General features: G+C 65.9%; 23 protein-coding genes. 10 read left to right on the top strand and 13 right to left on the bottom strand.

What is annotated here, in order from left to right; all coding sequences use genetic code 11:
* Positions 1-5: 5 nt before the first annotated feature.
* The 4 genes from AC5ZFO_RS26950 to AC5ZFO_RS26935 form a co-directional block, all read right to left on the bottom strand.
* Positions 6-197, bottom strand: a complete 192-nt coding sequence (locus AC5ZFO_RS26950; protein WP_071916131.1) for a hypothetical protein — start codon at positions 195-197, stop codon at positions 6-8.
* A 104-nt stretch (positions 198-301) separates the two neighbouring features.
* Complete coding sequence (locus AC5ZFO_RS26945) at positions 302-1,210, bottom strand: S49 family peptidase (RefSeq protein WP_282521541.1); 909 nt, start codon at positions 1,208-1,210, stop codon at positions 302-304.
* Between the two features lie 151 nt (positions 1,211-1,361).
* Positions 1,362-2,192 carry a tRNA1(Val) (adenine(37)-N6)-methyltransferase gene (locus tag AC5ZFO_RS26940; RefSeq protein ID WP_282521542.1) on the bottom strand — a complete coding sequence of 277 codons (831 nt, stop codon included), beginning with the start codon at positions 2,190-2,192 and terminating at the stop codon, positions 1,362-1,364.
* Positions 2,185-2,412 (bottom strand): putative signal transducing protein, encoded by a 228-nt coding sequence (locus AC5ZFO_RS26935; RefSeq protein ID WP_282521543.1) that lies wholly within the window; start codon positions 2,410-2,412, stop codon positions 2,185-2,187. Before AC5ZFO_RS26935 ends, AC5ZFO_RS26940 begins: the two co-directional genes overlap by 8 nt.
* A 134-nt stretch (positions 2,413-2,546) precedes the next feature.
* On the opposite strand from AC5ZFO_RS26935, the gene AC5ZFO_RS26930 reads away from it, so the two are divergent.
* The 5 genes from AC5ZFO_RS26930 to AC5ZFO_RS26910 all read left to right on the top strand — a co-directional run bounded on the left by AC5ZFO_RS26930 (position 2,547) and on the right by AC5ZFO_RS26910 (position 7,240).
* Positions 2,547-3,554, top strand: a complete 1,008-nt coding sequence (locus AC5ZFO_RS26930; protein WP_282521544.1) for a polyprenyl synthetase family protein — start codon at positions 2,547-2,549, stop codon at positions 3,552-3,554.
* Positions 3,555-3,896: 342 nt separating this feature from the next.
* A complete protein-coding gene (locus AC5ZFO_RS26925; protein ID WP_282521545.1) occupies positions 3,897-4,412 on the top strand; it encodes a winged helix-turn-helix transcriptional regulator in 516 nt (171 codons plus the stop codon).
* Position 4,413: 1 nt separating this feature from the next.
* Positions 4,414-5,676, top strand: coding sequence for a beta-ketoacyl-ACP synthase II (fabF, locus tag AC5ZFO_RS26920; RefSeq protein WP_496122814.1), 1,263 nt, complete (start codon positions 4,414-4,416; stop codon positions 5,674-5,676).
* A 44-nt stretch (positions 5,677-5,720) separates the two neighbouring features.
* Entirely contained in the window at positions 5,721-6,353 is a 633-nt protein-coding gene (locus AC5ZFO_RS26915) for a LysE family translocator (protein WP_282521546.1), read from the top strand.
* Positions 6,354-6,367: 14 nt separating this feature from the next.
* Positions 6,368-7,240: an alpha/beta fold hydrolase gene (locus AC5ZFO_RS26910; RefSeq protein ID WP_282521547.1), complete on the top strand. Its 873-nt coding sequence runs from the start codon at positions 6,368-6,370 to the stop codon at positions 7,238-7,240.
* Between the two features lie 199 nt (positions 7,241-7,439).
* Here AC5ZFO_RS26910 and AC5ZFO_RS26905 read toward each other — a convergent pair whose 3' ends face one another.
* The 3 genes from AC5ZFO_RS26905 to AC5ZFO_RS26895 all read right to left on the bottom strand — a co-directional run bounded on the left by AC5ZFO_RS26905 (position 7,440) and on the right by AC5ZFO_RS26895 (position 12,216).
* Entirely contained in the window at positions 7,440-8,324 is an 885-nt protein-coding gene (locus AC5ZFO_RS26905) for a 4-(cytidine 5'-diphospho)-2-C-methyl-D-erythritol kinase (RefSeq protein ID WP_282521548.1), read from the bottom strand.
* A 107-nt stretch (positions 8,325-8,431) separates the two neighbouring features.
* Positions 8,432-10,225 carry a tetratricopeptide repeat protein gene (locus tag AC5ZFO_RS26900; protein ID WP_282521549.1) on the bottom strand — a complete coding sequence of 598 codons (1,794 nt, stop codon included), beginning with the start codon at positions 10,223-10,225 and terminating at the stop codon, positions 8,432-8,434.
* A 329-nt stretch (positions 10,226-10,554) separates the two neighbouring features.
* Entirely contained in the window at positions 10,555-12,216 is a 1,662-nt protein-coding gene (locus AC5ZFO_RS26895) for an electron transfer flavoprotein-ubiquinone oxidoreductase (protein ID WP_282521550.1), read from the bottom strand.
* Between the two features lie 139 nt (positions 12,217-12,355).
* On the opposite strand from AC5ZFO_RS26895, the gene AC5ZFO_RS26890 reads away from it, so the two are divergent.
* Positions 12,356-13,165, top strand: a complete 810-nt coding sequence (locus tag AC5ZFO_RS26890; RefSeq protein WP_282521551.1) for a uracil-DNA glycosylase — start codon at positions 12,356-12,358, stop codon at positions 13,163-13,165.
* A 129-nt stretch (positions 13,166-13,294) separates the two neighbouring features.
* Here AC5ZFO_RS26890 and AC5ZFO_RS26885 read toward each other — a convergent pair whose 3' ends face one another.
* The 4 genes from AC5ZFO_RS26885 to AC5ZFO_RS26870 form a co-directional block, all read right to left on the bottom strand.
* The gene (locus AC5ZFO_RS26885; RefSeq protein ID WP_496122813.1) at positions 13,295-14,803 is read right to left on the bottom strand and encodes a glycosyltransferase family 39 protein; all 1,509 of its coding nucleotides are present in this window, start codon (positions 14,801-14,803) and stop codon (positions 13,295-13,297) included.
* A gap of 99 nt (positions 14,804-14,902) precedes the next feature.
* A complete protein-coding gene (gene rnhB / locus AC5ZFO_RS26880) occupies positions 14,903-15,775 on the bottom strand; it encodes a ribonuclease HII (RefSeq protein ID WP_496122812.1) in 873 nt (290 codons plus the stop codon).
* Between the two features lie 76 nt (positions 15,776-15,851).
* Complete coding sequence (locus AC5ZFO_RS26875) at positions 15,852-16,307, bottom strand: VOC family protein (protein WP_282521554.1); 456 nt, start codon at positions 16,305-16,307, stop codon at positions 15,852-15,854.
* A 24-nt stretch (positions 16,308-16,331) separates the two neighbouring features.
* A complete protein-coding gene (locus tag AC5ZFO_RS26870) occupies positions 16,332-17,495 on the bottom strand; it encodes a PA0069 family radical SAM protein (protein WP_014497353.1) in 1,164 nt (387 codons plus the stop codon).
* Between the two features lie 210 nt (positions 17,496-17,705).
* Here AC5ZFO_RS26870 and AC5ZFO_RS26865 point away from each other — a divergent pair, with 210 nt between their 5' ends.
* Together AC5ZFO_RS26865 and AC5ZFO_RS26860 are read left to right on the top strand one after the other, a co-directional pair.
* Positions 17,706-20,093 (top strand): phosphoketolase family protein, encoded by a 2,388-nt coding sequence (locus AC5ZFO_RS26865; protein WP_496122811.1) that lies wholly within the window; start codon positions 17,706-17,708, stop codon positions 20,091-20,093.
* 4 nt (positions 20,094-20,097) lie between these two features.
* Positions 20,098-21,273 (top strand): acetate/propionate family kinase, encoded by a 1,176-nt coding sequence (locus AC5ZFO_RS26860; RefSeq protein ID WP_282521556.1) that lies wholly within the window; start codon positions 20,098-20,100, stop codon positions 21,271-21,273.
* 178 nt (positions 21,274-21,451) lie between these two features.
* On the opposite strand, the gene AC5ZFO_RS26855 is transcribed toward AC5ZFO_RS26860, so the two are convergent.
* Together AC5ZFO_RS26855 and AC5ZFO_RS26850 are read right to left on the bottom strand one after the other, a co-directional pair.
* The gene (locus tag AC5ZFO_RS26855) at positions 21,452-21,835 is read right to left on the bottom strand and encodes a hypothetical protein (protein WP_282521557.1); all 384 of its coding nucleotides are present in this window, start codon (positions 21,833-21,835) and stop codon (positions 21,452-21,454) included.
* A 181-nt stretch (positions 21,836-22,016) separates the two neighbouring features.
* Positions 22,017-22,856, bottom strand: coding sequence for an RMD1 family protein (locus tag AC5ZFO_RS26850; RefSeq protein WP_282521558.1), 840 nt, complete (start codon positions 22,854-22,856; stop codon positions 22,017-22,019).
* Positions 22,857-23,188: 332 nt separating this feature from the next.
* Here AC5ZFO_RS26850 and AC5ZFO_RS26845 point away from each other — a divergent pair, with 332 nt between their 5' ends.
* Both AC5ZFO_RS26845 and AC5ZFO_RS26840 read left to right on the top strand, forming a co-directional pair.
* The gene (locus AC5ZFO_RS26845; protein WP_282521559.1) at positions 23,189-23,764 is read left to right on the top strand and encodes a glycosyltransferase family protein; all 576 of its coding nucleotides are present in this window, start codon (positions 23,189-23,191) and stop codon (positions 23,762-23,764) included.
* Between the two features lie 66 nt (positions 23,765-23,830).
* Positions 23,831-24,808, top strand: coding sequence for a bifunctional helix-turn-helix transcriptional regulator/GNAT family N-acetyltransferase (locus tag AC5ZFO_RS26840; RefSeq protein ID WP_282521560.1), 978 nt, complete (start codon positions 23,831-23,833; stop codon positions 24,806-24,808).
* Positions 24,809-25,062 lie beyond the last annotated feature (254 nt).

Here is a 25,062-nt window from a genome sequence, read left to right as displayed (position 1 = left end):
CGCAGCTAACCCGGGCGATACGCTCCGGTCACGGGGTCACGTTTCAGCTTCTGAATATCCCCGGCATGGGCGGCTTCAGCGACGCGCGACAGGCGCATCTCCTCCAGCTCATGGTTGATCCGGACAGCGGTCTTGTAGGCCCAGCGGACCACGGCAAGCCCGCCCAGGACGCCCGCGAAAGCAACAAACGGCGGCATCGGTCGATCCTTGTCTAGTGCTCAGCCCCCACAGACATTCTTGCGCAGACCGGGCCGCGCCGCAATTGGCTCGGCCCGGACCAAATGGCGCGGGAGGGTGTCGCCTAGAACCCGAATTTCGCCCAAATCGCCCGCGTCTCGACCGCCGAGATCAGCTCGTCCGGCAGGCCGGCCATTGATTCCATGGCCGAAAGCTGCCCCGCACCGGGCGATTTCCGCCCCAAAATGCCCGAGAGCAAACCGGTCGGCTGCGCAATCACGGGGGTGAGAACCTTCTCGCCATAGCGGGCACGAAGAGTTGAGCGGAGATCGCCGATGCCGTCGGCGAGCCCCAGCGCGATCGAACTCTCGCCGGCCCAGTATTCGCCGGTGAACAGGGTGTCGTCGGCGCCCTTCAGCCGCGCGCCGCGGCTCTCCTTCACCAGCGCGATGAAGATCTGGTGGATTTCGCGCTGGAGCACCTTCAGCCTCGCCACGTCGTCGGGGTTTTCCGGAAGGAACGGATCGAGCATCGCCTTGTGCGCGCCGGCCGTGTAGAGCCGCCGCTCGATGCCGAGCCGCTTGATCGCCTCCTGGAAACCAAAGCTGCCGCCGACCACGCCGATCGAGCCGAGGATGGAGGACGGATCGCAGATGATCTCGTCGCCGGCGCAGGCGATCATGTAGCCGCCGGACGCCGCGACGTCCTCGACGAACACCAGCACGGGCAGCTTCTTCTCTGCCGCGAGCTGCTTGATGCGCAGATAGATCTGGCGCGACTGCACCGGCGAGCCGCCGGGCGAATTGATCACCAGCGCCACCGCCTTGGCGTTCCGGTACGAAAACGCCCGTTCCAGCACCCGCGCAACGCCCGCGAGCGTCATCCCCGGGCGCAGCGGCGTCACCGCACCGATCACACCGGACAGCCGCACCACCGGCACCACCGCCGTGCCGGGACGGAAGCGCGCCGGCAGATATTGCATGAGCTTGTCGGCCAGGCCGGAACCCTCACGATCGTTCAATTGTTCGGCCATGCCGTTACCTCTGCTTAACCATTTCTTATCACGCGACTGTCATTGGAAGTGCCTGGAACGTGTTTTGCAGATTTCCCGTTGGGAAGCTGCAATGAGGCAGCGGAGAACACCATGAAAATCTATCTGCTGCTGCTGCTGGTCGGTGCGCTGTTCATGGCGATCCGCCTGACGACCCCGCAAGAGCAGCAATCGGAATCGCTTCCGCAGTAAGCCGTCGCGGCTCCGCCAGCGGCAAGAGCGCCCTGCCCTCCAGGATCTCCGTCACCTGATTTTTAGGCACGCCTGACTCGTCGTTGAGCATGAGGCCCGGCAGCAGTCGTGTCGGAGCCCGGCCACCTTTGACCGCGCGCACCAGCACGCGGATCGCGGGCCGTCCCGCCTCGCCGTGAACCGGCAGGATCGACAGACTGCCGAAGCCGCGTGACAGCGCAGTCAAAACCTCCGCGATCCCATCGGCGCGCCAGATCAGGGTCAGCGCGCCGTCCGATCGGAGGATGCGCCGCGCCGCATGCACCCATGCATTGAGCGTCTCCTCCCTCGCAACATGCGCGGTGCGGCGCGCCTGATCGGGCGAACCGCGATGGCGTGCGGGATCGTTGAAGGGCGGGTTCATCAGCACCACGTCGACGCTGTCAGCCGCGAGGCCATTTGCCGCAAACGCCTGCGCGTCGGCCGTCACGTCGAGCACGATCGTCTCCGCGGCAATTCCATTCGCCGCCGCATTGGCGCGTGCAAGCTCCGCCAGTTCCGGATCAATCTCCACCAGGCTCAGCCCGATACCGGCGACGCGCCGGCCGAGCGCCAGCCCGGCCGTGCCGATGCCGGCGCCGAGATCGACCACGCGGTCGCCCGCCCGCGCTTCCGTCGCCGCCGCGAGCAGGATGGCGTCATGCCCGGCGCGGTGGCCGGACCGCTTCTGCCTCAAGCGCAATTGCCCGCCGAGAAAGGCGTCCTCGGTGAAGTCTGTGAGAACGTCAATCATCGCCGCGCAGTTCATGGCTGAGGCCGGCCTCGGTGAGGAGCTCCCTGGCCTCCCGGGCGTCCTCCTCATGGACCAGGATCCGCCGCGGCAGGATGCCCAGCGACCCCTCGATAATGCTCATGTTCTGGTCCAGCACCAGATGATGGATGTTGGCGCCGTCGAGCAGCGCGCCGATCGCCGACACCAGCACAATGTCGTTGGTCCGAACCAGTTCACGCAAAACGCAGGTCTCCTGCCTGAAAGGGGGCTAAAGCGGCAAATGTCAATGGTTCCGCAGGCCTTGCCGCATCCGCTGCCAGTTTCTATTGTCTTTCCATCAGAATAGCCCTTCCGGGGCAAATATTGGAGACCGGCGTGGCCGTCATCGTACCTTTCGAAACTCCCGGCGCGTCGATCGAAGAGCTGGTTGCCCTTGTCGCCGGTGACATGGAGCGCGTCAACGCCACGATCCTGTCGCGGACCGGGTCGGACGTAACCATGATCCCGGAGGTCGCCAACCATCTGATCTCCTCCGGGGGCAAGCGCCTGCGGCCCATGCTGACGCTCGCCATGGCCAACCTCGCCGGCTACAGCGGGGACGGTCACATCAAGCTCGCAGCAAGCGTAGAGTTCATGCATACCGCGACCCTGCTCCACGACGACGTGGTCGACGAGAGCGAGATGCGCCGCGGCAAGCTGTCGGCGCGCATGCTCTGGGGCAATGAGGCGAGCGTGCTGGTCGGTGACTTCCTGCTCGGCCAGGCGTTCCGCATGATGGTCGAGGTCGGCTCGCTCCGCGCGCTCGACATCCTCTCCGCCGCGGCCGCCACCATCGCCGAGGGCGAGGTGATGCAGCTTGCGGCCGCCAAGAACACCGCGACCACCGAGGACGAATATCTCGCCGTGATCCGCGGCAAGACCGCCGAGCTGTTCGCGGCCGCCTGCGAGGTCGGCCCCGTCATCGCCAATCGCCCGAAGGCGGAGCAGACCGCGTGCCGCTCGGTCGGCATGAATCTCGGCATCGCCTTCCAGCTCGTCGACGACGTGCTCGACTATGGCGGCAAGAGCGCAAAGCTCGGCAAGAACACCGGCGACGATTTCCGCGAGGGCAAGATCACGCTCCCGGTCGTGCTCGCCTTCCGCCGCGGCAACGACACCGAGCGCGCCTTCTGGATCCGGGCACTGGAGCGCGGCGAGATCGGCGACACCGACCTCGACCATGCCATCGGCCTGATGAACAAGCACCGCGCGCTGGAAGATACGCTCAGCCGCGCCCAGCACTACGGCGCCATGGCCGTCGACGCGCTGGCGCTGTTCCCGTCCTCGCCGATGAAGAGCGCGCTGGAGCAGGTGGTCGCGTTCTGTCTGGCCCGGTCGCATTAGGACTTGGCGTTTTTAGCGCGCGCGACGGCAACATGCTTGATGTCGTCCCGGCGACGGCCGCGACGACGCTGGTAAAGTAACGCCGCTCCTGCTTCCACCCCATCATTGCGAGCGCAGCGAAGCAATCCAGAATCCCTTCGCGGAGACAGCCTGGATTGCTTCGCTGCGCTCGCAATGACGGAGTATGGCGCGCGGCCATTGTTCGCCGACTCTCATTTCAGTCACGGCGACAACTCAAATAACAGCGACAGCTGCTGCGGTTCTCGGGGCTCGTTCCCCCACACCTACCGCTGCCCACCCAGTAACTTGCATTTTGCAATCCACTCCCCTACCTTCCCGGTCATGCAGCCCAAATCCCCCTCCATCCTGGAATGCCCGGTCGGCCGCGCCGTCGAGACGGTCGGCGAATGGTGGAGCATCCTGATCTTGCGGGATGCCTTCCAGGGCGCGACGAAGTTCGACGAATTTTCGCAAAGCCTCGGCATCGCGCCGAACATCCTGTCGCGGCGCCTTGCCCATCTCACCGAGAGCGGCATGTTCGTCCGCCGCCGCTATCACGAACGGCCGCCGCGGTACGAATATGTGCTGACGGAGAAGGCGCGGGATTTCTTCCCCGTGGTCGTGGCGCTGCTGGCCTGGGGCAACAGGCATCTCGCGCCCAAGGGCGAATCCATCGTGCTGGCGAATCGGAGCGACGCTCGCCCGTTCGATCCGATCGTGGTCGATGCCGCCGATATGCGTCCGATCACCCTCGCCAATGCGGTCGTCGTCCCGGGTCCCCGCGCCAGCCGCGGGATGCGCAAGCGGCTCGCCTCGCTCAAAGCCATGAACCCGGCCGTTGCGCCGGCTGGAGACTGACATGCGTCGTATCGTCGTGACGGGAATGGGGGCGGTGTCGCCGCTCGGCTGTGGTGTTGAACTCTCCTGGCGCCGGCTGCTGGCCGGCCAGAGCGGGCTGCGCCCTCTGCCGGAATGGTCGCAGGCACTGCCCGCCCGCATTGCCGGTCTCGTCCCCGACAAGGCCGAAGATGCCGAAGGCGGCTTCGATCCCGCGCAAGCCGCCGCGCCAAAAGACCAGCGCAAGATGGACCGCTTCATCCTGTTCGCCCTGCTAGCGACCGCAGAGGCGGTCGCGCAGGCCGGATGGACGCCGCAGGACGCGAGCGCACAGGAACGCACCGCGACGATCATCGCTTCCGGCGTCGGCGGCTTCCCGGCAATGGCGGAGGCGGTGCGCATCACCGAGCAGCGCGGCGCGCGACGGCTCTCGCCTTTCACGATCCCCTCGTTTCTCGCCAATCTCGCCGCCGGCCACGTCTCGATCAAATACGGCTACAAGGGCGCGCTGGGCACACCGGTCACGGCCTGTGCCGCCGGCGTCCAGGCGATCGGCGATGCCGCGCGCATGATCCGCGCAGGCGAAGCCGATGTCGCGATCTGCGGCGGCGCGGAGGCCTGCATCGATATCGTCAGCATCGGCGGCTTTGCCGCGGCACGCGCGCTGTCGAGCGGATTCAACGACGAGCCCGCGCGCGCCTCGCGCCCGTTCGATCGCGATCGCGACGGCTTTGTCATGGGCGAAGGCGCGGGCATCCTGGTGATCGAGGAGCTGGAGCATGCACTGGCGCGCGGCGCCTCCCCGATTGCGGAGATCGTCGGCTACGGCACGACGGCCGACGCCTATCACATGACGTCGGGCCCGCCCGACGGCGACGGCGCCCGCCGCGCCATGGAGCTCGCGCTGCGCCAGGCGAACCTTGCCCCCGCGGATTTGCAGCATCTGAACGCGCATGCGACGTCGACGCCGGCCGGCGACGAAAGCGAGCTCGGCGCGATCGTCGCGCTGTTCGGCCGCAACCGGAACATCGCGGTGAGCGCGACCAAATCGGCCACCGGCCATCTGCTCGGCGCCGCCGGCGGCCTCGAGGCGATCTTCGCTATCCTCGCCTTGCGCGACCAGGTCGCGCCGCCGACGCTCAATCTCGAAAACGCAGATCCCGGCGCGGAGGGCATCGACATCGTCTCAGGCAGCGCGCGGCCGATGCCGATGCTCAACGCCATCTCCAATGGATTTGGCTTCGGCGGGGTGAATGCCAGCGCGATCTTCCGCCGGATGGGCTGAACAAGAGGCCTTGCAATCGCAGCACGCTTCGTTACCAAAACGGGATGATCGAAACGAATTTCTGGCTGTTCCTGGCCGCAGCGTGCCTCATTGCCGCCGTTCCCGGCCCCGGCATCTTCTATGTCGCGGCACGGACCTTGTCGGAGGGACGCGCCAGCGGCTTTGCGTCAACCGCGGGCACGGCGCTGGGCGGGCTGGTTCATGTCGTCGCGGGCAGCCTCGGCATCTCCGCGATCATCCTTGCCAGTGCGGAGCTGTTTGCCGCCGTAAAATTCATCGGCGCGCTCTATCTGATCTGGCTCGGTATCAAGACCTTCCGCACCGCCGGCCGCGCGCTCTCGCTGGAGAGCGAGCCCGTCGGCGACAGGCGCGCGTTCCGCGACGGCGTGCTGGTCGAGGCGCTGAACCCGAAGACCGCCGCATTCTTCCTCGCCTTCATTCCGCAGTTCCTCGATCCCGCCGGGTCGAGCCCCACGCTGCAATTCATCGTGCTCGGCGCGATCTCGGTGATCCTGAACACGCTCGCCGATGTCGTCGTGGTGCTGATGGCAACTGCAACGCGCACGCAGCTGATTGGCAGGCCGCATCTGATGCGGCGTCTCGCGCAGGGCTCGGGCGTCTTCATCGCCGGCCTTGGCCTCTCGCTCGCGCTGGCGCGGCGGCCGGTGAATGGGTAGGGGAACGCAACACGATGCTCGCCCCGCAAAGCCGCTTCTACGAATCACACGGCCTGCGGCTGCACTATGCCGATTGGGGCAATGACGGCGCGCCCGTCGCCATCCTGGTCCATGGCGGCCGCGATCATTGCCGGAGCTGGGACGCCATCGCCCGCTCGCTTCAGCCGCATTTTCACGTGGTCGCGCCCGATCTGCGCGGTCATGGCGATTCCGACTGGACCAAGGGCGGCAGCTACGCGCTGACCGAGTATGTCTATGATCTCGCGCAGCTCATTCGCAGCATCGCAGCGCCTCAAGTGATTCTCATCGGTCATTCCATGGGCGGCATGGTGAGCCTGATCTTTTCAGGGTCGTTCCCCGAGCTGGTCACGAAGCTCGTCGTGCTCGACGGCGTCACCATGTTGCCGGACACCGCCAAGGCGCCGACGCATGAGCGCATCAGCAAATGGGTCAGCCAGCTCGACAGGCTGCACGACCGCACGCCGCGCCGCTATTCGACCCTCGAAGACGCGGCCGCGCAGATGGTGCTTCACAACAAGCGCCTCGCCCGCGACCTCGCGCTGCATCTTGCAACGCACGGCGCGCGGCGGAACGAGGACGGCACCTATAGCTGGAAGTTCGATCCCTACCAGCGCGCCTCTGCGCCGCACCGGCTCTGGCCGGACGATCACGTGGCGCTGTGGTCGCGCATCACCAGTCCGACGCTGCTGCTGAATGCCGGGGAAAGCTTTCTCGCGGGCGCCAGGGCCGCAGGCCTGGAACGCTATTTCCCGCAGGCGCGTGTCAAGACCATCGCCGGCGCGGGGCACTGGCTGCAGCATGACAAGCCGCAAGAGGTGTTGGGTGAGATCCGGCGGTTTCTCGGGCTGGCCGAAGAGAGCGGCTAGCTCCACTGCCGTAGGGTGGGCAAAGGCGCGAGAGCGCCGTGCCCACCATGCTTTCAGTTCGGGCGGTAGAAGTGGTGGGCACGCTTCGCTTTGAATCGTAGCCCGGATGAAGCGCAGCGTAATCCGGGGCCGCTGCGGCGGAAGAATCCCGGATTGCGCTTCGCTCCATCCGGGCTACGTATCGCGGCCGGGGAGATACCTAGCTCAACGTCCCCGCATGCACCCACCAGCCGGGGTGGTCGCGCCGGATCTTTTCCGCGGCGGCGTGCGCCTCGTTCGCTGCGCCGTAGATCGCAAAGCACGTCGCGCCGGAGCCGGACATGCGGGCAAGCTTGACGCCGGCGGAGTCACGCAAGGCTTCGAGCACCACGCCGATCACCGGCTCGATGCGCAGCGCAGGGGCTTCGAGATCGTTGGCCACGGTTTCGAGAACGTCGAGCCAATCGGCAACGGAGGCGCCCTCGTCCGGCCAGGCCGGCGCGTCGAGGACGGAAGTGGCGCCCACCAGCAATTCGCCGTTGCGCAGGCCCAGCGCCTGGAACACGTCCTTGGTGGCGACCGGCACGCGCGGATTGACCATCACGCAGGGCATGCTCGGCAGCGCGAGCGGCAGCAGCTGCTCGCCGACGCCGGTCATGTCACAGGCGCGCGAGACCAGGCACACCGGCACATCGGCACCGGTCGCGAGCGCGACTTTCTGCAAGCGCGGATCATCGAGCGACAGATTGTTGAGACGCGCGAGCAGCCGCAGCGCCGCCGCGGCATCGGCCGAGCCGCCGCCGATGCCGGCCGCGACGGGAAGCACCTTGTCGAGCGCGAAGGCCCCGAGCTTCAGGTCCGGCACGGCCTCGGCCAGCAGCATGGCCGCCTTGACCACGAGATTGTCGGCCATATCGCCGCAGGCCGCGGCCAGCGGCCCGGTGGTGACGAGCTTCAGCTCGCCTCCCGGCTCCAGCGTCAGCTGGTCAGCACAGTCGGCAAACGCGACCACGCTTTCGAGATCATGATAGCCGTCGGCGCGACGGCCGACGACGCGAAGGCTCAGATTGACCTTCGCGCGCCCTTCTTCAATCAACGCCGACATTGGCGATCAGCCCCCAAACGCACTTCACTCTCTCGCATGATCTCCGCGCAAACGCTCCGCGTTTGTCGCGCGGGAAAACCGCTACACACTTTTCCGGATCATGCGGATTAGCCGCCCTTGCCGTCGTCCTTCTTCTTGTCCGCCTGCGCGGCCGAAGAGTTCGAATCGTCGGTCATACCGTTGGAGATCTTGGCCTCGATCTTCGGAAGCTCCTCCGGCTCAGGCTTGAGATCGCGCGCGTGGGCCCACTGGAATTTCGCTTCCAGCGTGCGGCCGACGCGCCAATAGGCATCGCCAAGGTGATCGTTGATGGTGGGATCCTCGGGCTTGAGGTCGATCGCGCGCTCGAGGTTCTTCACCGCCTCTTCGTAATTGCCGATGCGGTAATAGGCCCAGCCGAGGGAGTCGACGATGTAGCCATCGTCGGGACGCTGCTCGACGGCGCGCTTGATCATCTTCATGCCTTCGTCGAGATTCACGCCCTGGTCGATCCAGGAATAGCCGAGATAGTTGAGGACGTGCGGCTGGTCGGGCTGGAGCTCGAGCGCCTTCTTCATGTCGGCTTCGGCCTTGCTCCACTCCTTAGAGCGCTCCTCGCAGATGCCGCGATAATAATACCAGACGCTGTTGGCCTTGTCGTTGCCGGCCGGCAGCACATCGACGCCCCGCGAATAGGTCGCGCCGCAATCGCCGAACTTCTTGCGGCCGCGCTCGATATTGCCGAGCGCCATGATGGCTTCGAGATCCTTGGAATCGTCCGATGTGACGCCCTTGAGGATCTTGATCGCCTCGTCGGTGCGGTCGGCGGAATCCAGATCGATCGCGAGCTGGATCTGCGCGTTGCGCTTCAACGGCGAGGTCGCGGGCACCCGCTCATAAACCTTGATCGCCATCTGCGGTCGCTTCACCGATTCATAGAGATCGGCGAGCGAGAGCAGCGCCAGCGGATGGGTCGGCTGGAGATAGAGCGAGAGCTGGAGATAGACCAGCGCCAGATCCTCGCCGCCGCGGCGGGTCAGCGTGGCGCCGATGCCGTAGAGCGCTTCGGCGGCACCGGCTTGGGCGGAGTCGGCCAGCGGCGGCATCTTCTTGCCGGCCTTGGTGTCGCGCAGGCCTTCCACGATCAGCGGATGGCGGGCGAGCTTCTTGTCGAAAGCCAGGTAGACGGTGGTCGCGGCCGCGGAATCCTTGTTGCGCGACAGCCAGCGCGCATAGGCCTCGGTGACGCGCAGCATGGAATCATCGAGCTTGTAGGCGCGCTCGAAGCGGACGCCGGCGTCCTTCTCCTTGCCGGAGAGCTCTAGGATCATGCCGGCATGGAGGTCCTTGAACAGCGGATACCATTCCGGACCGGCGAGCTTGTCGATGGTGGCGACGCCGCCCTTGGCATCGCCCGCGCCATAGGCGGCCCAGCCGGACAGCAGCGTGGCGACGAGATCGGTGATCGGACCGCGGATCGACTGGTTGATGTTGGTTTGCGCGGTCGCGTATTTCTTCATCTTGAGATCGTGCACCCCGACGACGAGACGCGCGACGCGGTTGGTCTTGTCGATGGTCAGGACGCGCTCGGCGAGCTTGACCGCCTCGTCGATGTCACCGTCGGCAACCGACGAGATGAAGGCGCGATCGAGCAGCTCGTTGTTCTTGGGATCGGTGCGGAGCGCCGAGCGGTAGAAGGCGGCGGCCGAGGCCGCATCGCGCTCGACGCTGGCGTGGCGGGCAGCGAGATAGCTGCCGGAGGTCGTCAGCGACTTCAGATCGTTCCGGGTCGGAAATTGCGCCGCCGTGTCGGACGGATGGTCCGGCGTCTGCGCCAGGACCGCGCCGGGGACCGTCGCAATCGCGGTGCCCATGAGGGCGATGGCGGCAACAGTCCAGCGGTTGAAACGATTTGAGAACATCAGGGGCTCGCCTTGAGTTGTAGTGCCTGGGTTTGCAGCAGTAGGCCGTATCGCATGCGAACGCGGCCGGTGGCATGGGGACCCGGAACCGTTGGGCCGACAATGCCGCTTTTGGCGCTTCACCGCAAGGATTCGGGCATGCGCCCCCCTCCGCACGCCCCAAACCGGCCGACAACGCCCCAAGACGCTGCCAACATGGCCTTATCGTGGCCGCGGACCGCACCCCCGGGCCGGTTCTCACGCGAACGTGCGTCACAATGCCGGGGGCACGTCACATTGGCCCCGGCTTGATCGCTTTGGTCCAATGATCCCGGCTTAGATGGCCTGGCTTACATGGCCTCGTAGTTCGGACCGCCGCCACCCTCCGGGGGAACCCAGGTGATGTTGCCGTTGGGGTCCTTCACGTCGCAGGTTTTGCAGTGGACGCAGTTCTGGGCATTGATCTGGAAGCGCGGGCTCGAGCCTTCCTCGACCCACTCATAGACGCCGGCCGGGCAATAGCGATTCGAGGGACCGGCGAACACGTCGTGCTCCGAGGTCTTCTGCAGGTTCATGTCGGCGACCTTGAGATGGACCGGCTGGTCCTCCTCATGATTGGTGTTGGACAGGAACACCGACGAGAGCTTGTCGAACGAGATCTTGCCGTCCGGCTTCGGGTAGTTCTTCGGCGCGTGGCTCTTCGCCGGATCGAGGGTGGCGCGATCGGGCTTCGCATGCGACTGCGTGCCGAACAGCGAGCCACCGAACAGCGTGTTGCACCACATGTCGAAGCCACCGAGCGCGACGCCGAGCACGGTGCCGAACTTCGACCATAGCGGCTTGACGTTGCGGACCAGGAACAGATCCTTGCCGACCGACGAGGACCGCCAGGCGTTCTCGTAGTCGACGATCTCGTCATTGGCACGACCGGCAGCGAGCGCGGCCGTGACATGCTCAGCGGCGAGCATGCCGGTGCCCATCGCATTGTGCACGCCCTTGATGCGAGGCACGTTGACGAAGCCGGCCGCGCAGCCGACCAGCGCGCCGCCGGGGAAGCTCAGCTTCGGCACCGACTGGTAGCCGCCTTCGGTGATGGCGCGCGCGCCATAGGCGAGCCGCTTGGCGCCCTCGAAGGTGCCGCGGATCGAGGGATGGGTCTTGAAGCGCTGGAACTCGTCGAACGGCGACAGATACGGATCGTCGTAGTTCAGATGCACGACGAAGCCGACGGCGACGAGATTGTCGTCATAGTGATAGAGGAACGAGCCGCCGCCGGTCTTGAGGTCGAGCGGCCAGCCGAACGAATGCTGGATCATGCCCTTCTGGTGCTTGGCGGGATCGATCTGCCAGACTTCCTTGAGGCCGATGCCGAATTTGCCCGGCTCGCTGTTGGTATCGAGCGCAAACTTCGCGATCAGCTGCTTGGTCAGGCTGCCGCGCGCGCCTTCGGCGAACAGCGTGTACTTGCCGAGCAATTCCATGCCACGGGTGAAGGAGTCCTTCGGCTTGCCGTCGCGGCCGATGCCCATGTCGCCGGTGGCGATGCCCTTCACCGCGCCCTGCTCGTCATAGAGCACCTCGGCTGCGGCAAAGCCCGGATAGATCTCGACGCCGAGCGCCTCGGCCTTGCGCGCCAGCCAGCGGCAGACATTGCCGAGCGAGCCGATATAACAGTGATGATTGTCCATCAGCGGCGGCATGATGAAGTTCGGCAGCTTGATCGCGCCGCCTCCCGTCATCCAGTAGAAGCGGTCGTCCTTCACCTGCGTCTTCAGCGGACAGTCGGAATCCTCGCGCCAGTCCGGGATCAGCTTGTCGAGCCCGGCCGGATCGATCACGGCGCCGGAGAGGATGTGCGCACCGACCTCGGAGCCCTTCTCCACCACGACGACGTTGAGATCGGCATTGAGCTGCTTCAGCCGGATCGCAGCCGCCAGGCCAGACGGGCCGGCGCCGACGATGACGACGTCGAATTCCATGGATTCGCGCGGGGGAAGTTCTTCGGTGCTCATCTGATCTCAGCCCTTGAGACGGTTCCTCGTCATTTGCGCCCCCTTGTTTCCGATTTTTCCGGGTAGGACAACCACGGAAATGCGTTCCACTGGGATGCAAGGCACCCCAAACTGATATAGTAAAAGTCTGACTTTCCAAATGATCCCCGAACCCGCACCCACCGTCCGAGAGCTTCTCGCCTTCTATCTGGAGGCCGGGGTCGACTGCGCGCTCGCGGAGGAACCTGTCGACCGCCTGGCGGAATTGGATGCTCCGCCGCCGGCCCCGCGCGCCGCACCTCCGGTCGAGGCACCACGGCCTGTTGCCGCGCCCGCGGTGATGCGCGGCGAGGCCGCACCTGCGCCGGACATTGCGATCGCCTCCGCACGCGAGGCCGCGCGCACCGCGCCGACGCTCGAGGCACTGCGCGAGCTGATGCAGAATTTTGAAGGCTGCGCGCTGAAGCACACCGCGACGCGGCTGGTGTTCGCCGACGGCAATCCGCAGGCGCGCATCATGTTCGTCGGCGAGGCGCCGGGCCGCGACGAGGACATTGAAGGGCTGCCCTTCGTCGGGCGCAGCGGCAAGCTGCTCGACCTCATGATCGGCGCGATCGGCCTCAACCGCACCACCGCCTACATCGCCAACGTGATTCCCTGGCGGCCGCCCGGCAACCGCACGCCGACGCCGCAGGAAACGCAGATCTGCCTGCCCTTCATCCAGCGCCAGATCGAGCTGGTGAATCCCGACGTGCTGGTGACGCTCGGCAATCCCTCGACGCAGACGCTGCTGTCGACGCGCGAAGGCATCATGCGCACCCGCGGCCGCTGGTTCGACTACGAGACGGGTGGGCGCACCATCCGCGCGCTGCCGACCTTCCACCCGGCGTATCTCTTGCGTTCGCCATCGTACAAGCGGCTGGCCTGGCAGGATCTGCGCGCAATCGCGAAGGTGCTGGCGGGCGCGTGAGGGACTGAACGCTCCCTCCCCGTCATTGCGAGGAGCGAAGCGACGAAGCAATCCAGACTATTTCCGCGGAAAGATTCTGAATTGCTTCGCTGCGCACGCAATGACGAACGGAGAGAGTACGCGCCCGACTTACGTCCCCTTCGGCCGCACGATGGCCCAGCCGATGCGCAGCAGTTGCTGGCGGCCGGTCACCAGCCATTCGAAGGCGCGCGGCACTTCCGGAACGATGCCGGGAAAGCGCGCGAGGATTTCCGGCGGCGGGGTGCCGGCGGTGTCGGAGGCGCGCCAGACCACGACGCCGCCGGTCTCGCTGAACTTGGCCTGATTGATCCACGGCGTGCGCGCGGGCTGGGCATCGATGAAGAGATGCGGCCGGCCGGAATGCAGCGTGATCAGGCTCGCAAGCTGGGTCTCGCCTGCGACCGCGCGCAGGCGATGATTGGTGCGGCGGGCAAAGCTCTCGTCGAAGAAATCCGAGATCGCGCGCGCCGGCATCGAGGTCGCAATCTCGTTGGCGCCGGTCCAGGGCAGGAACAGCACGGCGAGCACGACGCCGGCTGCGGGCGCCACGACGGCGGCAGCCCACACCGTCCGCAGCACGCGCGCGCGACGCATCGCGATGAGGTCGCCGGCCGCCACCACCACGGCAAGTCCCGACACCACCAGCACGACGCCGGCGCCACCGACGACGGCATCGAGCCCGAGCAGGCCGGAGATCAGGACCGCGCCGAGCGCAGGCGCCAGCGCGAAGAAATAGACGAAGTTGTGCGCGAGCGGCTCGACCGGCGGCCGGTAGATGATCGGCGCTTCCTCGCCCTTGGCGACGAACAGGCCGCTGTTGAGAAAGGTCAGCGCCGGGATCGCCGCCGCCCCGAGCACGAGCCCGCCGAGCAGCCAGGCCGCGTGCAGCGCGCGGGCGTTCAGCTCGGCGACCACAGGCAGGGTCGGCATGACAAGCGTCTCGGCGCGCATCAGCCAGACCGCATAGGGCAGCGCCAGGACAGCGACGACGATCAAAGCGAACAGCGGATCGAGCGCGCGCAGGGTGCGGCGACCGCCGGCGGTCGAGATCGCGAAGACGACGAGCAGGAGGAGAAGGAAGATCGCCGCGGGGGTCGTCAGCAGCAAGAGGCCCGCTTCGATCGACCAGGCGAACCAGGCATTGCCGCGGCGCTGGCCGATGATCTGCCAGGAATGCAAAAGAAGAAGCGCCCAGAGCGGCCGCGCCAGCACCAGCGGGCTAAAGTCGAGCGCCGGCGAGGAGAAGGCCAGCACCGTCATGGTCAGCAGCACGGCGAGCACCGCCTGCTGTGAGCCGACCACGGCGCGGGAGAGATGATAGAGCGCGATGAAGGTCGCGACCTCGCAGAGCTGGGCGAGGACATAGACGCCGAACATGTGGCCGCCGGCGGCGCGATAGGCGATGTCGGCGAGCCAGATCGGGAGCGGCGGGCCCAGATCGGTGCCGACCTGGTACTCGCGCCCGAAGGCCAGCAGGGTCGCGAGCGTGCCGGGCGGGCTGCGGTAAAACACCAGCGCCACGAACAGCCACATCGCGGCCTGGAGCAGCACGACGATCCACACGATCAGCCGCGGCCGGGCGCGAATGAGCTCGATGACCAGGGAGGTAAACCGCATGCAACGTCCGAAAGATGCAGCCAACCCGTCCAGCCGGCCCTATTCGCTCACATCTGTTTTGATAAAGGGCGTCACGCGTTGTGGCAACGACAGTCTGCCCTACAAGCCCGCTGACGCATCAATTTCAACGCTTGCGACCACCTGCACCTCGACCTCGGTCACCGCAAACAAGTCCCGCACCGGCTCGACCGTCGAGGGCATGTGCTTGGCGCGGGCGGCGGCGACGGGGGCGAAGAAGCTGCGGTGGTGGATGGTGGGACCAAGGCGGTCGAGCGCGTCGAGGTGCTCGGGAACGGCGTAGCCCTTGTGTTGCTCGAAACCGTAGCCGGGGCAGTCCTGCGCCAGCGCGCACATCAGCCGGTCGCGCGTCACCTTGGCGATGATCGAGGCTGCGGCGATCGACAGCACGATGCCGTCGCCGCCGATCACGGCCTCGCAGTCGCAGGCGGTGTCGAGCCGATCGCGGCCATCGACAAACACATGACGCGGCGTGTCGGGCAGCGCCACCACGGCGCGCTTCAGCGCCCACAGCGAGGCACGCAGGATGTTGTCGCGGTCGATCCGGGAGCGCGAGGCGACGGCAACCGAGACCTGCGCGGTGGCGCAGATCTTGTCGAACAGTCGTTCCCGCTCCTCGGCCGTCAGGCGCTTGGAATCGTCGATGCCGCGCGGAATGCGGTCGGGATCGAGAATCACGGCGGCCGCGACCACGGGTCCGGCGAGCGGCCCGCGGCCGGCCTCGTCGCAGCCGGCAACCGGCCAGACGCCGCGCTTGATCAGCGCGCGCTCGCGGCGGAAGGTCGGCGAGGCGACGGCGATGATGGCGCCCTGCCTGCCGGCCGGGGTCTTAACGGCCGACCCCTTGGCCGCCTTCGCAGGTGCTGCCTTCTTGGCGGCATCCTTCTTCGGCGCGGCCTTCTCTGGCTCTGGCGCGTCTTTGGCCGGCTTCCTGGCGGACTTGTCCCGAATCATGGCCGGGATCGTGCGCAAGCGGCCCAGCCGGCGCAACCGGGAACCCCGGACAATTCCCGTTATTCAGACCAGCCGCCTACTCGGCCAGGTGCACCCGCCGGTCCTCACCGACCTCGATGCCCGGCGCGACCACGACTTCCCAGGGATGGCCGTCGGGGTCGGCGAAATAGCCGGAATAACCGCCGTAGTCGGTCTCATGCGCCGCTTTCAGCAGCGCGGCGCCCTTGCCGACAACGAAGGCCAGAACCGCGTCGACCTCGTCGCGCGTGGCGCAGTTCCAGGCGAGCGTGATGCCGCGGAAGGTCGCAGGCCTCGGATTGTCCGGTAACTTGGCGTCGGCCGCGAGTTTATCCCAGTGAAACAGGGCCAACACCGGACCACCGGTATCGTAGAACGCGACGGCCTCGCCGGTCGCCTTCAAACGACGCGAGAAGCCAAGCGCGTCATAGAAGGCGATGCTGGCACGAATGTCGCTCACACCCAGTGTGATGACGGTGAGCCGCGGCACCGGCGCGGTAAGTTCCTGACTCATGCTACGCCTCTTCCACTTCCTCGATCAGAACAGGCTGAGCTGATCGCCGTTCCGCTTCGGCCTCGCAAAGTGATCCGTCGTCAGCTTGGAGCGCCGCTTGTTCAGCCCAAGCCTGTCGCAGGCGATCTCGAAGCGGCGGCCGATGGTCCAGGCCATCGGCCCGGTGCCCTTCATCCGCTCGCCCCATTTCGCGTCGTAGTCGCGGCCGCCGCGCATGTCGCGGATCAGGGTGAAGACGTGGCGGTAGCGGTCCGGATAGTTGGCCATCAGCCATTCGCGGAAGAGATCGCGAACCTCCAGCGGCAGCCGCAGCAGAACGTAGGAGGCTTCCTTGACGCCGGCATGGGCGGCGGCATCGAGGATGCGCTCGATCTCCGAATCGTTCAGCGCGGGGATCACGGGCGCGACCATCACGGTGGTCGGAATGCCGGCCTCCGAGAGCTGCTTCAGCGCCTCCAGCCGCTTCGGCGGCGTCGCCGCGCGCGGCTCCATGGTGCGCGCGAGCTTTGGATCGAGCGAGGTGACCGAGATCGCGACCTTGGCGAGGTTGCGCTTGGCCATCCGCGCGAGAATGTCGATGTCGCGCACGACCAGCGCCGACTTGGTGACGATGCCGACGGGATGGCCGGCGCGCTCCAGCACTTCGAGAATGCCGCGCATGATCTTACGCTCGCGCTCGATCGGCTGATACGGATCGGTGTTGGTCCCGATCGCGATCATCCGCGGCTCGTAGCCGGTCGCGGCCAGCTCCTTCTCGAGCAGCGCCGGTGCATCGGGCTTGGCAAACAGCTTTGACTCGAAGTCGAGCCCCGGCGACAGGCCGAGATAGGCGTGCGTCGGCCGCGCGAAGCAATAGACACAGCCGTGCTCACAACCGCGATAGGGATTGATCGAGCGGTCGAAGCCGATGTCGGGGGATTCGTTGCGGGTGATCACCTTGCGCGAGGTGTCGACGCCCACGCTGGTCTTGAACGGCGGCAGCTCCTCCAGGCTCTGCCAGCCGTCGTCGAAGGCGACGCGGGCCTCAGCCTCGAAGCGGCCGCTGGCGTTGGACTGCGCGCCCCGCCCCCGCCTGCGCTGTTTGTCGATGGCGACCGCCAGTTCGGGAAAATCAGAGTCCGCACCCGCCGGCTCGGAGGGCGCCGTGACCGGCGGGTGCTTGAGAGCATGAGAGGATGCTGGACTCATGAAGCCAAGATAGCACGCCAAAGGAACAAATCAAGAACACAAACAAAAAACTGAAAAACAGCCCCATGCACGGTAGCCGCCCAAATTTCGGGCGCGGTCCTTTGACCTCACGCAACACACCCGTCGCGGCGATCCTGTTCGATGCCGGACAGGGATCAATCGCACCGGAACAAAGTTGGTGACGATCGCTGGGTGAAAGTCGGCAGGAACATGACAAATCAACGACAATCGGCCTCAGGGAGCAGCGAGCTCGATCTGCTCGATCGCTATTGGCGCGCCGCGAACTACCTCTCCGTCGGGCAGATCTATCTGCTCGACAATCCGCTGCTGCGCGAGCCGTTGCGGCCGGAGCACATCAAGCCGCGCTTGCTCGGTCATTGGGGCACGACGCCCGGGTTGAACTTCATTTACGCCCATCTCAACCGCGTCATCCGCGCGCTCGATGTCGGCGTGCTCTATATCTGCGGTCCCGGCCATGGCGGCCCGGGCATGGTGGCCAACACCTATCTCGAAGGCAGCTACAGCGAGATCTATCCCGACGTCGCGCGCGATACGGACGGATTGCGAAAACTTTTCAGGCAGTTCTCCTTCCCCGGCGGCATTCCGAGCCACGCGGCGCCGGAAACGCCGGGCTCGATCCATGAAGGCGGCGAGCTCGGCTACGCGCTGGTGCACGCCTATGGCGCCGCATTCGACAATCCCGACCTGATCGTTGCCTGCGTGGTCGGCGATGGCGAGGCCGAAACCGGCCCGCTCGCGGCGTCCTGGCACTCGAACAAGTTCCTCAATCCCGCCAATGACGGCGCGGTGCTGCCTATCCTGCATCTCAACGGCTACAAGATCGCGAACCCGACCGTGCTCGGACGGATGCGCGACGCGGAGATCCGCGACCTGTTCCGCGGGTTCGGCCACGAGCCGCTGTTCGTCGAGGGCGACGATCCCAAATTGATGCACCAGGCCATGGCGGACGCGCTCGACGTCGCGCTCGCCAGCATCCGCTCGATCCAGCAGCATGCCCGCGACGGCCGTAAAAGCGTCGAACGGCCGCGTTGGCCGATGATCGTGCTGCGCAGCCCGAAGGGCTGGACCGGCCCGAAGGAGGTCGACGGCAAGAAGGTCGAGGGCTTTTGGCGCGCGCATCAGGTTCCCGTTGCGGGCTGTCGCGAGAACCCGGCGCACTTGAAAATCCTCGAAGATTGGATGCGCAGCTACGAGCCCGAGAAGCTGTTCGACGGCAGCGGCGCGCTCATTCCCGAGCTTCAGGCGCTCGCACCCGAGGGCATCCGCCGCATGGGCGCCAATCCGCACGCCAATGGCGGCCTGCTGAAGAAGGAGCTGAAGCTGCCGGACTTCCGCAGCTTTGCCGTGGAGGTGCCGCAGCCGGGCGGTGTGACGGGCGAAGCGACGCGTGAGCTCGGCAAGTTTTTGCGCGACGTCATCCGCCTCAACGCCGAGGCACGCAACTTCCGCATCATGGGCCCGGACGAGACCGCGTCGAACCGGCTCGACGCCGTGTTCGAGGCGACCGAACGGGTCTGGATGGAGCCGACGGAGCCTTACGACGTGCATCTCGCCCAGAACGGCCGCGTGATGGAGGTTTTGAGCGAGCATCTCTGCCAGGGCTGGCTCGAGGGCTATCTGCTCACGGGACGGCACGGCTTGTTCTCCTGCTACGAGGCCTTCATCCACATTGTCGATTCCATGTTCAACCAGCACGCCAAATGGCTGAAGGTGACGCGACATCTGCCCTGGCGGCGGCCGATCGCCTCGCTGAACTATCTCCTGACCTCGCATGTCTGGCGGCAGGACCATAACGGCTTCAGCCATCAGGATCCCGGCTTCGTCGATCTCGTCGCCAACAAGAAGGCCGACATCGTCCGCATCTACTTCCCGCCCGACGCCAACACGTTGCTGTGGATCGCCGATCACTGCCTGCGCACCTATGACCGCATCAACGTGATCGTCGCCGGGAAGCAGCCGGCGCCGCAATGGCTATCGATGCAGGACGCGGCCACGCATTGCGATGCCGGCATCGGCATCTGGACCTGGGCCGGCAACGAGGACGCGAACAGCGAACCTGATGTGGTGATGGCCTGCGCCGGTGACGTCCCGACATTGGAGACGCTCGCCGCGGTCGACCTGCTGCGCAAGGCGCTGCCCGATCTGAAGATCCGCGTCGTCAACGTCGTCGACCTCATGACGCTGCAGCCGAAAGACCAGCACCCGCACGGTCTGTCCGACCGTGACTTCGACAGCCTGTTCACGTCAGACAAGCCGGTGGTCTTCGCCTATCACGGCTATCCCTATCTCATCCACCGCCTCACCTATAACCGCACCAACCATGCCGGCATGCATGTGCGCGGCTTTGCCGAGGAAGGCACCACGACGACGCCGTTCGACATGGTCGTGCTCAATGGGCTCGACCGCTATCACCTCGCGATCGAGGCGATCGCGCGCGTGCCGGGTCTGGCGACCAGGGCCGCGCAGGTGCAACAGCAGTTCCGCGACAAGCTGATCGAACATTCGCACTATGTGCGCGAACACGGCGAGGACATGCCTGAGATCCGCGATTGGGTCTGGCCGGGCAAGACGGGTTGACGTCATGACGGCGTCGGTCCTCGTCCTCAACTCGGGCTCGTCGAGCATCAAGTTCGGCCTGTTTGATATCTCGGCGGACGAACCTGTCCTGCTCTGCAAGGGCCAGCTCGACGAGCAGGAAGCCAAGCCTCGACTCGTGGTGAAGAGCCCCGCTGGCGAGGACCTGTTCGAGACGCGAAGGGAATCGTCCGACGCGGACAGCGGCCATCTGTTCGCCGACGTGCTCGGCTTTATCAAAGATCGCTTTGGCGACCCGCGGGCAGTAGGTCACCGCATCGTTCATGGCGGGCCGGATTATTCGGGTCCGGTCCAGCTGACTGACGACGTCTACGCAAAGCTGGAAGCACTGAGATCACTGGCGCCACTGCACCAGCCCCGCTGCCTTGAACCTGTCCGCTTCATCAGGGCAATACAGCCCGACCTGACGCAGATCGCTTGTTTCGACACCGCCTTCCATCACACCATTGCGCCACCTGCGAGCCGCTTCGCGCTCCCCCGGCGCTATGAAGAGCGCGGTATCAGGCGTTATGGATTTCACGGCCTCTCGTTCGAATATGTCGCAGGCCGCCTCGCCGCAATGGCGCCCGAGCTCGTTGCCAAGCGCACCATCATCGCGCATCTCGGCAATGGCGCCAGCCTGTGCGCATTACGCGATGGTCGCAGCGTCGACACCACGATGGGACTGACGCCGCTCGATGGCCTCGTGATGGGTACGCGCTGCGGCACGATCGATCCCGGCGTGCTGCTCTATCTGCAACAGCACGAGAGGATGTCGGTCGAGGATGTCCAGCACCTGCTCTATCACGAGTCGGGCCTGCTCGGCGTCTCCGGCATCTCTGCCGACATGCGCACGCTTCTGGCAAGCGGCGAGGCTGCGGCGCGGGAAGCGGTAGACCTGTTCGTCTTCCGTGCGGCGCAGCAGGTCGCGGTGATGGCGACCACGCTGGGCGGGCTGGACTGTCTGGTCTTCACCGGCGGCATCGGCGAGCATGCGAAGGAAATCCGCGCCGCGATTGGTGAGCGGCTTGGGTGGCTCGGCGTGCATATTGACGCGGGTGTGAATGACGCGGCACGCGAGCGGATCAGCGGCAGTGGTAGCGCCGTCAATGTGTTCGTCATTCCGACGAATGAGGAGCTGACAATCGCTCGGCACTGCGCGGCTGTACTGCGAGCGAAATGAAAGCCCGGTCGACCGCTGCATCTTTCCCTTCTCCCCCATGGGAGAATTTCAGCGGGCCATGACTTGTCGGGCCATGACTTGTCGCAGCGCTGCGCGCCGCTGCCGAAATGATCATGGTGCGCAAAGCAAATGATTTCGCCATCGCTTCGAGCACCATGGGTCAACTACGTCGCTCCGCTCAGTACGGAGAGTACCCGCCTGGGCAAACATAGTTTCCGTAAGCGTCATAGCCGCAGCCGCTGCGATAGTAGGCCCCCGTCGCAGCTGCGCCGACCGCCGCGGCCCCCACCGCCGCCGCACCGACGCCATAGCGGTATCCACGATACCCTGCATAAGCGCCCCGATAGCCGTAACGCCCGCCGCGCACGGCAACAGCACCGCCCCGGTATCCACGAGCCGCGACCGCGCCCCCGCGGTAGCCTCCTGCCCGCACGGCACCGCCGTGGAAACCTCCGGCGCGCACGCCGGCGCCGCGACCGCCGCGAGCAAACGCGTCATCGGGAGTGAAAGTGACCAGCAGCATAGCTGCGGCTGCCGAAGCGATGAGAGCTTGACGCAACATTAGCGTACTCCTTCTTCGAGAGAGGAAGCCGCGGACACCTGCTCATCGCGTTGACCGCGGGTCCGACCGAAGTCTCGTGCGCTGGAGCTTGGCGCCCTTGATTTGGATCAAGCCAAAATGTTCCACTTACGTGAACGACTGCTCGTCTTCACGCAACTTGCACGACAACGCGCAGCCTGAGCTAGTGCGTCCCCGACAATATCTGGATGCACCCGATCACGACCTCGATCACGATCAGCACCACGACCGCGATTTCCAGCCGCAGCGAGCGCTGGGTATCGATGATGTCGGTGAGCGCGTTGGCGGTTTCCGACACCGCGGTGAGCTTGCGCTCGAGCGTGTCGAGGCGCTCCTTCAATTCGTACTCGTCTTCGAGACGGGCATAGAGCCGGTCGAGCTCGGGCTTCTCCCAGAGCACGTCCGGTTTCTCGGCCACCGCGACACGGCCGGCGACGCGCTGCTGGACCAGAAGCGCGTTGCCGATCAGTCGCAGGATGTCCTTGCGCCGGGGCGGCGTGCGGCCCTGCTCCGCGAGCTTGCGCGCGAAGGGCTCGATCACGTCGAAGACCGCGGCGACGCGCCGCTCGTCGCGGGCAAGCGAGGTGCTCTTGGCGAGCGCATCCGCAATCAGCAGCAGCCGGTCGTCGGAGAATTTTGCGAGGCAGATCGGCCCGCCCGGCTGGATTGCTTCGGTGCTCTCATCCTTGCAGAGCTGCGCCTGCGCGATCTCCTCCTCGAAGGGGCTGAGCTCGCCGGTCACGCGGGATTTCAGGCTGTCGATCAGCACCTTTTCCTCCGAGGGAAGGAGGCCGATCAGCACCACGACGCCGTAGCGGAAGATCACGACGAGGCCGGCATGGACGCGAAAGGCGGCGGGCGTCGAAGAAACGGCCGCACCAAGCTCGAGCCCGGACGGATTGATGCGTTCACCCAGCATCACGGCGCGAATCCGCAAGGTCGGCGCGGCTTCCGGCTTCGGCGATGTTGGCGTTGCGCCAACGGGAAGTTGATCTGCGGTCACTGGACTATCTCACTTTGCGCGGCGAGCGTTGCACGTTTTTCCCGTCGTAAGGTTTGTTCAGACTGCCGGTGCAGCCTTGCGGACGTGCCGTCCTCGTCCCGATCATATCGGCAGAGAATGCCGCGTTTGAGGCTCACGAAAACGAGATTCGCCGAAACATTCGGCAACGACGCCACCCCGCGCGCGACATATTCGGGTGCGATGGACTGCCCGTGGCTTTCCATTGCGGACCGAAGCCCCGTCCAAAAGTTGCACTCGGCGATGGCGCGTGTTTATGACAATATCATAACGAGCTACGCTTCTCCCGAAGTGCGGACACCGAAGCCTCAATCATGCTGAGCGTCATCATTCCGACCGAAGGCGTCGAGCAGACGGCGGTCGCAACCCTCGCCGCGCTGGTGCCCGGCGCCGCCGCGGGCGTCATCCGCGAAGTGCTGCTGGTCGACGGCACCCGCAACGGCGTCATTGAGCGCGTTGCGGACGTTGCAGGCTGCCGTTTCATCGGCTTCGAGGGATCCTCGCAGGGCGCCGCGCTTGCCGCTGGCGCACTCCAGGCCCGTTCGCCCTGGCTGATGTTCCTCCCCGCCGGCGCGGTGCTGGAAACCGGCTGGATCGACGAGACCACCCAGTTCATCCAGGCCGTCGCGACCAGCGGCCGGGACCGTGCGGCGGTGTTCCGCTACGCGCGCTCGCCCTACGCCGATACCGGATTCCGCGACATGCTCCGCGCCGTGGTGCGCAAGCTCGTCGGCCCGCTCGGCGATCAGGGACTTTTGATCGCCCGCGATCACTACGACCGGATCGGCGGCTACCCGCCCCAGGCCCGCCGTTCCGAGGCGCGGCTGCTCCGGCGGCTCGGCCGCTCGTCCCGGACCATGCTGCGCAGCCGGATCGTCATGGTCGGCTGAGGTGACTGACCTGATACTTGCCAAAGTCAAATAATTGTTTGACAATGGCAAGCATCGAGGTGACCCATGCCATCAGCCCTTTCGTCATCCAGCACTTCACCATCCGGCCCCTCGTCGACCGAACAGGTCGCTGACGACCAGGTCCAGGCGGTTCGCGCCTTCAACCGCTTCTACACCCAGAAGCTTGGCGTGCTCGACCAGCAGCTCCTGAAGAGCCCGTTCTCGCTGAGCGAGGCGCGCGTGCTCTACGAGCTGGCCCATGGTGGCGAGCAGTCGGCCAAGGAGATCGGCATCGCGCTCGGGCTCGACGCCGGCTATCTCAGCCGCATCGTGCAGAATTTCGACGAGAGCGGCCTGATCGCGCGCAAGCCGCTTCCGAGCGACCGCCGGCAGGTTCAGTTGAGCCTGACCGCGAAGGGCCGCCAGGCGTTCGCCAGGCTCGAACGCTCGTCCCAGGACGACGTCGCCGCGATGCTGCGGCCGCTGCCGGGCGAGGAGCGCAGCAAGCTCACCGGCGCGATGGAGACGATCGAGCGGCTGCTCGCCATGCCGCGCACGCCATCCCCGCGCGCGACCTTGCGCGAGCCCCGCCCCGGCGACATGGGCTGGGTGGTGCAGAGCCACGGCGCGCTCTATGCGAGCGAATACGGTTTCGACTCCGGCTTCGAAGCGCTGGTGGCCGAGATCGTCGCCAAATACATGACCTCCTACGATGCCTCGCGCGAGCGCTGCTGGATCGCGGACATCGAGGGCCGTCCGGTCGGCTCGGTGTTTCTGGTCAAGGCCAGCGACGACGTCGCCAAGCTGCGCCTGTTGCTGCTCGATCCGGCCGCACGAGGCCAAGGGCTAGGCCAACGGCTGGTCGCCGAATGCGTCTCCTTCGCGCGCGCCTGCGGCTATCGGCGGATGACGCTGTGGACGCAGAGCAATTTGGTCGCCGCGCGAAAAATCTATCAGGATGCAGGTTTCAAGCTGACCGCCACCGAGCCGCATCGCAGTTTCGGCCAGAACCTCACCGGCGAAACCTGGGAGCGCGATCTCTGATGCGGCGGCACGCGCTCATCACGGGAGAGCTCGTCGATCTCTACAAGCGCCGCGCACGACGGCTGCACGCGGAGGCGTGCCGGACTATGTGGCGCGTGGTGTGGGGCTCGCTCAGACTGAAGAGATAGTCACTGGCGCAGCGGGCGCGATGCGCATTGCTGTGCCCTCGCCCCTTGCGGGAGAGGGCGGCGACGCTGGTAGATACGAACTCACTTGGTTGAGGGGTATGTCTCCGAGCATTCCGCGCGGATAGA

This window comes from Bradyrhizobium sp. Unk1, from assembly GCF_059512345.1.
Note: the sequence above shows the minus strand (reverse complement) of the source record. Positions and strands in the feature narration are given on the sequence as shown.

Bases quoted from the DNA above. Each gene is read 5' to 3' on its own strand.
- AC5ZFO_RS26865 (WP_496122811.1), top strand. From the start codon at position 17,706: ATGACAAATCAACGACAATCGGCCTCAGGGAGCAGCGAGCTCGATCTG.
- AC5ZFO_RS26885 (WP_496122813.1), bottom strand. From the start codon at position 14,803: ATGCGGTTTACCTCCCTGGTCATCGAGCTCATTCGCGCCCGGCCGCGG.
- AC5ZFO_RS26940 (WP_282521542.1), bottom strand. From the start codon at position 2,192: ATGATTGACGTTCTCACAGACTTCACCGAGGACGCCTTTCTCGGCGGG.
- AC5ZFO_RS26895 (WP_282521550.1), bottom strand. From the start codon at position 12,216: ATGAGCACCGAAGAACTTCCCCCGCGCGAATCCATGGAATTCGACGTC.
- AC5ZFO_RS26860 (WP_282521556.1), top strand. From the start codon at position 20,098: ATGACGGCGTCGGTCCTCGTCCTCAACTCGGGCTCGTCGAGCATCAAG.
- AC5ZFO_RS26870 (WP_014497353.1), bottom strand. From the start codon at position 17,495: ATGAGTCCAGCATCCTCTCATGCTCTCAAGCACCCGCCGGTCACGGCG.
- AC5ZFO_RS26925 (WP_282521545.1), top strand. From the start codon at position 3,897: ATGCAGCCCAAATCCCCCTCCATCCTGGAATGCCCGGTCGGCCGCGCC.
- AC5ZFO_RS26855 (WP_282521557.1), bottom strand. From the start codon at position 21,835: ATGTTGCGTCAAGCTCTCATCGCTTCGGCAGCCGCAGCTATGCTGCTG.
- AC5ZFO_RS26840 (WP_282521560.1), top strand. From the start codon at position 23,831: ATGCCATCAGCCCTTTCGTCATCCAGCACTTCACCATCCGGCCCCTCG.
- AC5ZFO_RS26905 (WP_282521548.1), bottom strand. From the start codon at position 8,324: ATGTCGGCGTTGATTGAAGAAGGGCGCGCGAAGGTCAATCTGAGCCTT.
- AC5ZFO_RS26845 (WP_282521559.1), top strand. From the start codon at position 23,189: ATGCTGAGCGTCATCATTCCGACCGAAGGCGTCGAGCAGACGGCGGTC.
- fabF (WP_496122814.1), top strand. From the start codon at position 4,414: ATGCGTCGTATCGTCGTGACGGGAATGGGGGCGGTGTCGCCGCTCGGC.
- rnhB (WP_496122812.1), bottom strand. From the start codon at position 15,775: ATGATTCGGGACAAGTCCGCCAGGAAGCCGGCCAAAGACGCGCCAGAG.
- AC5ZFO_RS26875 (WP_282521554.1), bottom strand. From the start codon at position 16,307: ATGAGTCAGGAACTTACCGCGCCGGTGCCGCGGCTCACCGTCATCACA.
- AC5ZFO_RS26910 (WP_282521547.1), top strand. From the start codon at position 6,368: ATGCTCGCCCCGCAAAGCCGCTTCTACGAATCACACGGCCTGCGGCTG.
- AC5ZFO_RS26890 (WP_282521551.1), top strand. From the start codon at position 12,356: ATGATCCCCGAACCCGCACCCACCGTCCGAGAGCTTCTCGCCTTCTAT.
- AC5ZFO_RS26950 (WP_071916131.1), bottom strand. From the start codon at position 197: ATGCCGCCGTTTGTTGCTTTCGCGGGCGTCCTGGGCGGGCTTGCCGTG.
- AC5ZFO_RS26945 (WP_282521541.1), bottom strand. From the start codon at position 1,210: ATGGCCGAACAATTGAACGATCGTGAGGGTTCCGGCCTGGCCGACAAG.
- AC5ZFO_RS26915 (WP_282521546.1), top strand. From the start codon at position 5,721: ATGATCGAAACGAATTTCTGGCTGTTCCTGGCCGCAGCGTGCCTCATT.
- AC5ZFO_RS26900 (WP_282521549.1), bottom strand. From the start codon at position 10,225: ATGTTCTCAAATCGTTTCAACCGCTGGACTGTTGCCGCCATCGCCCTC.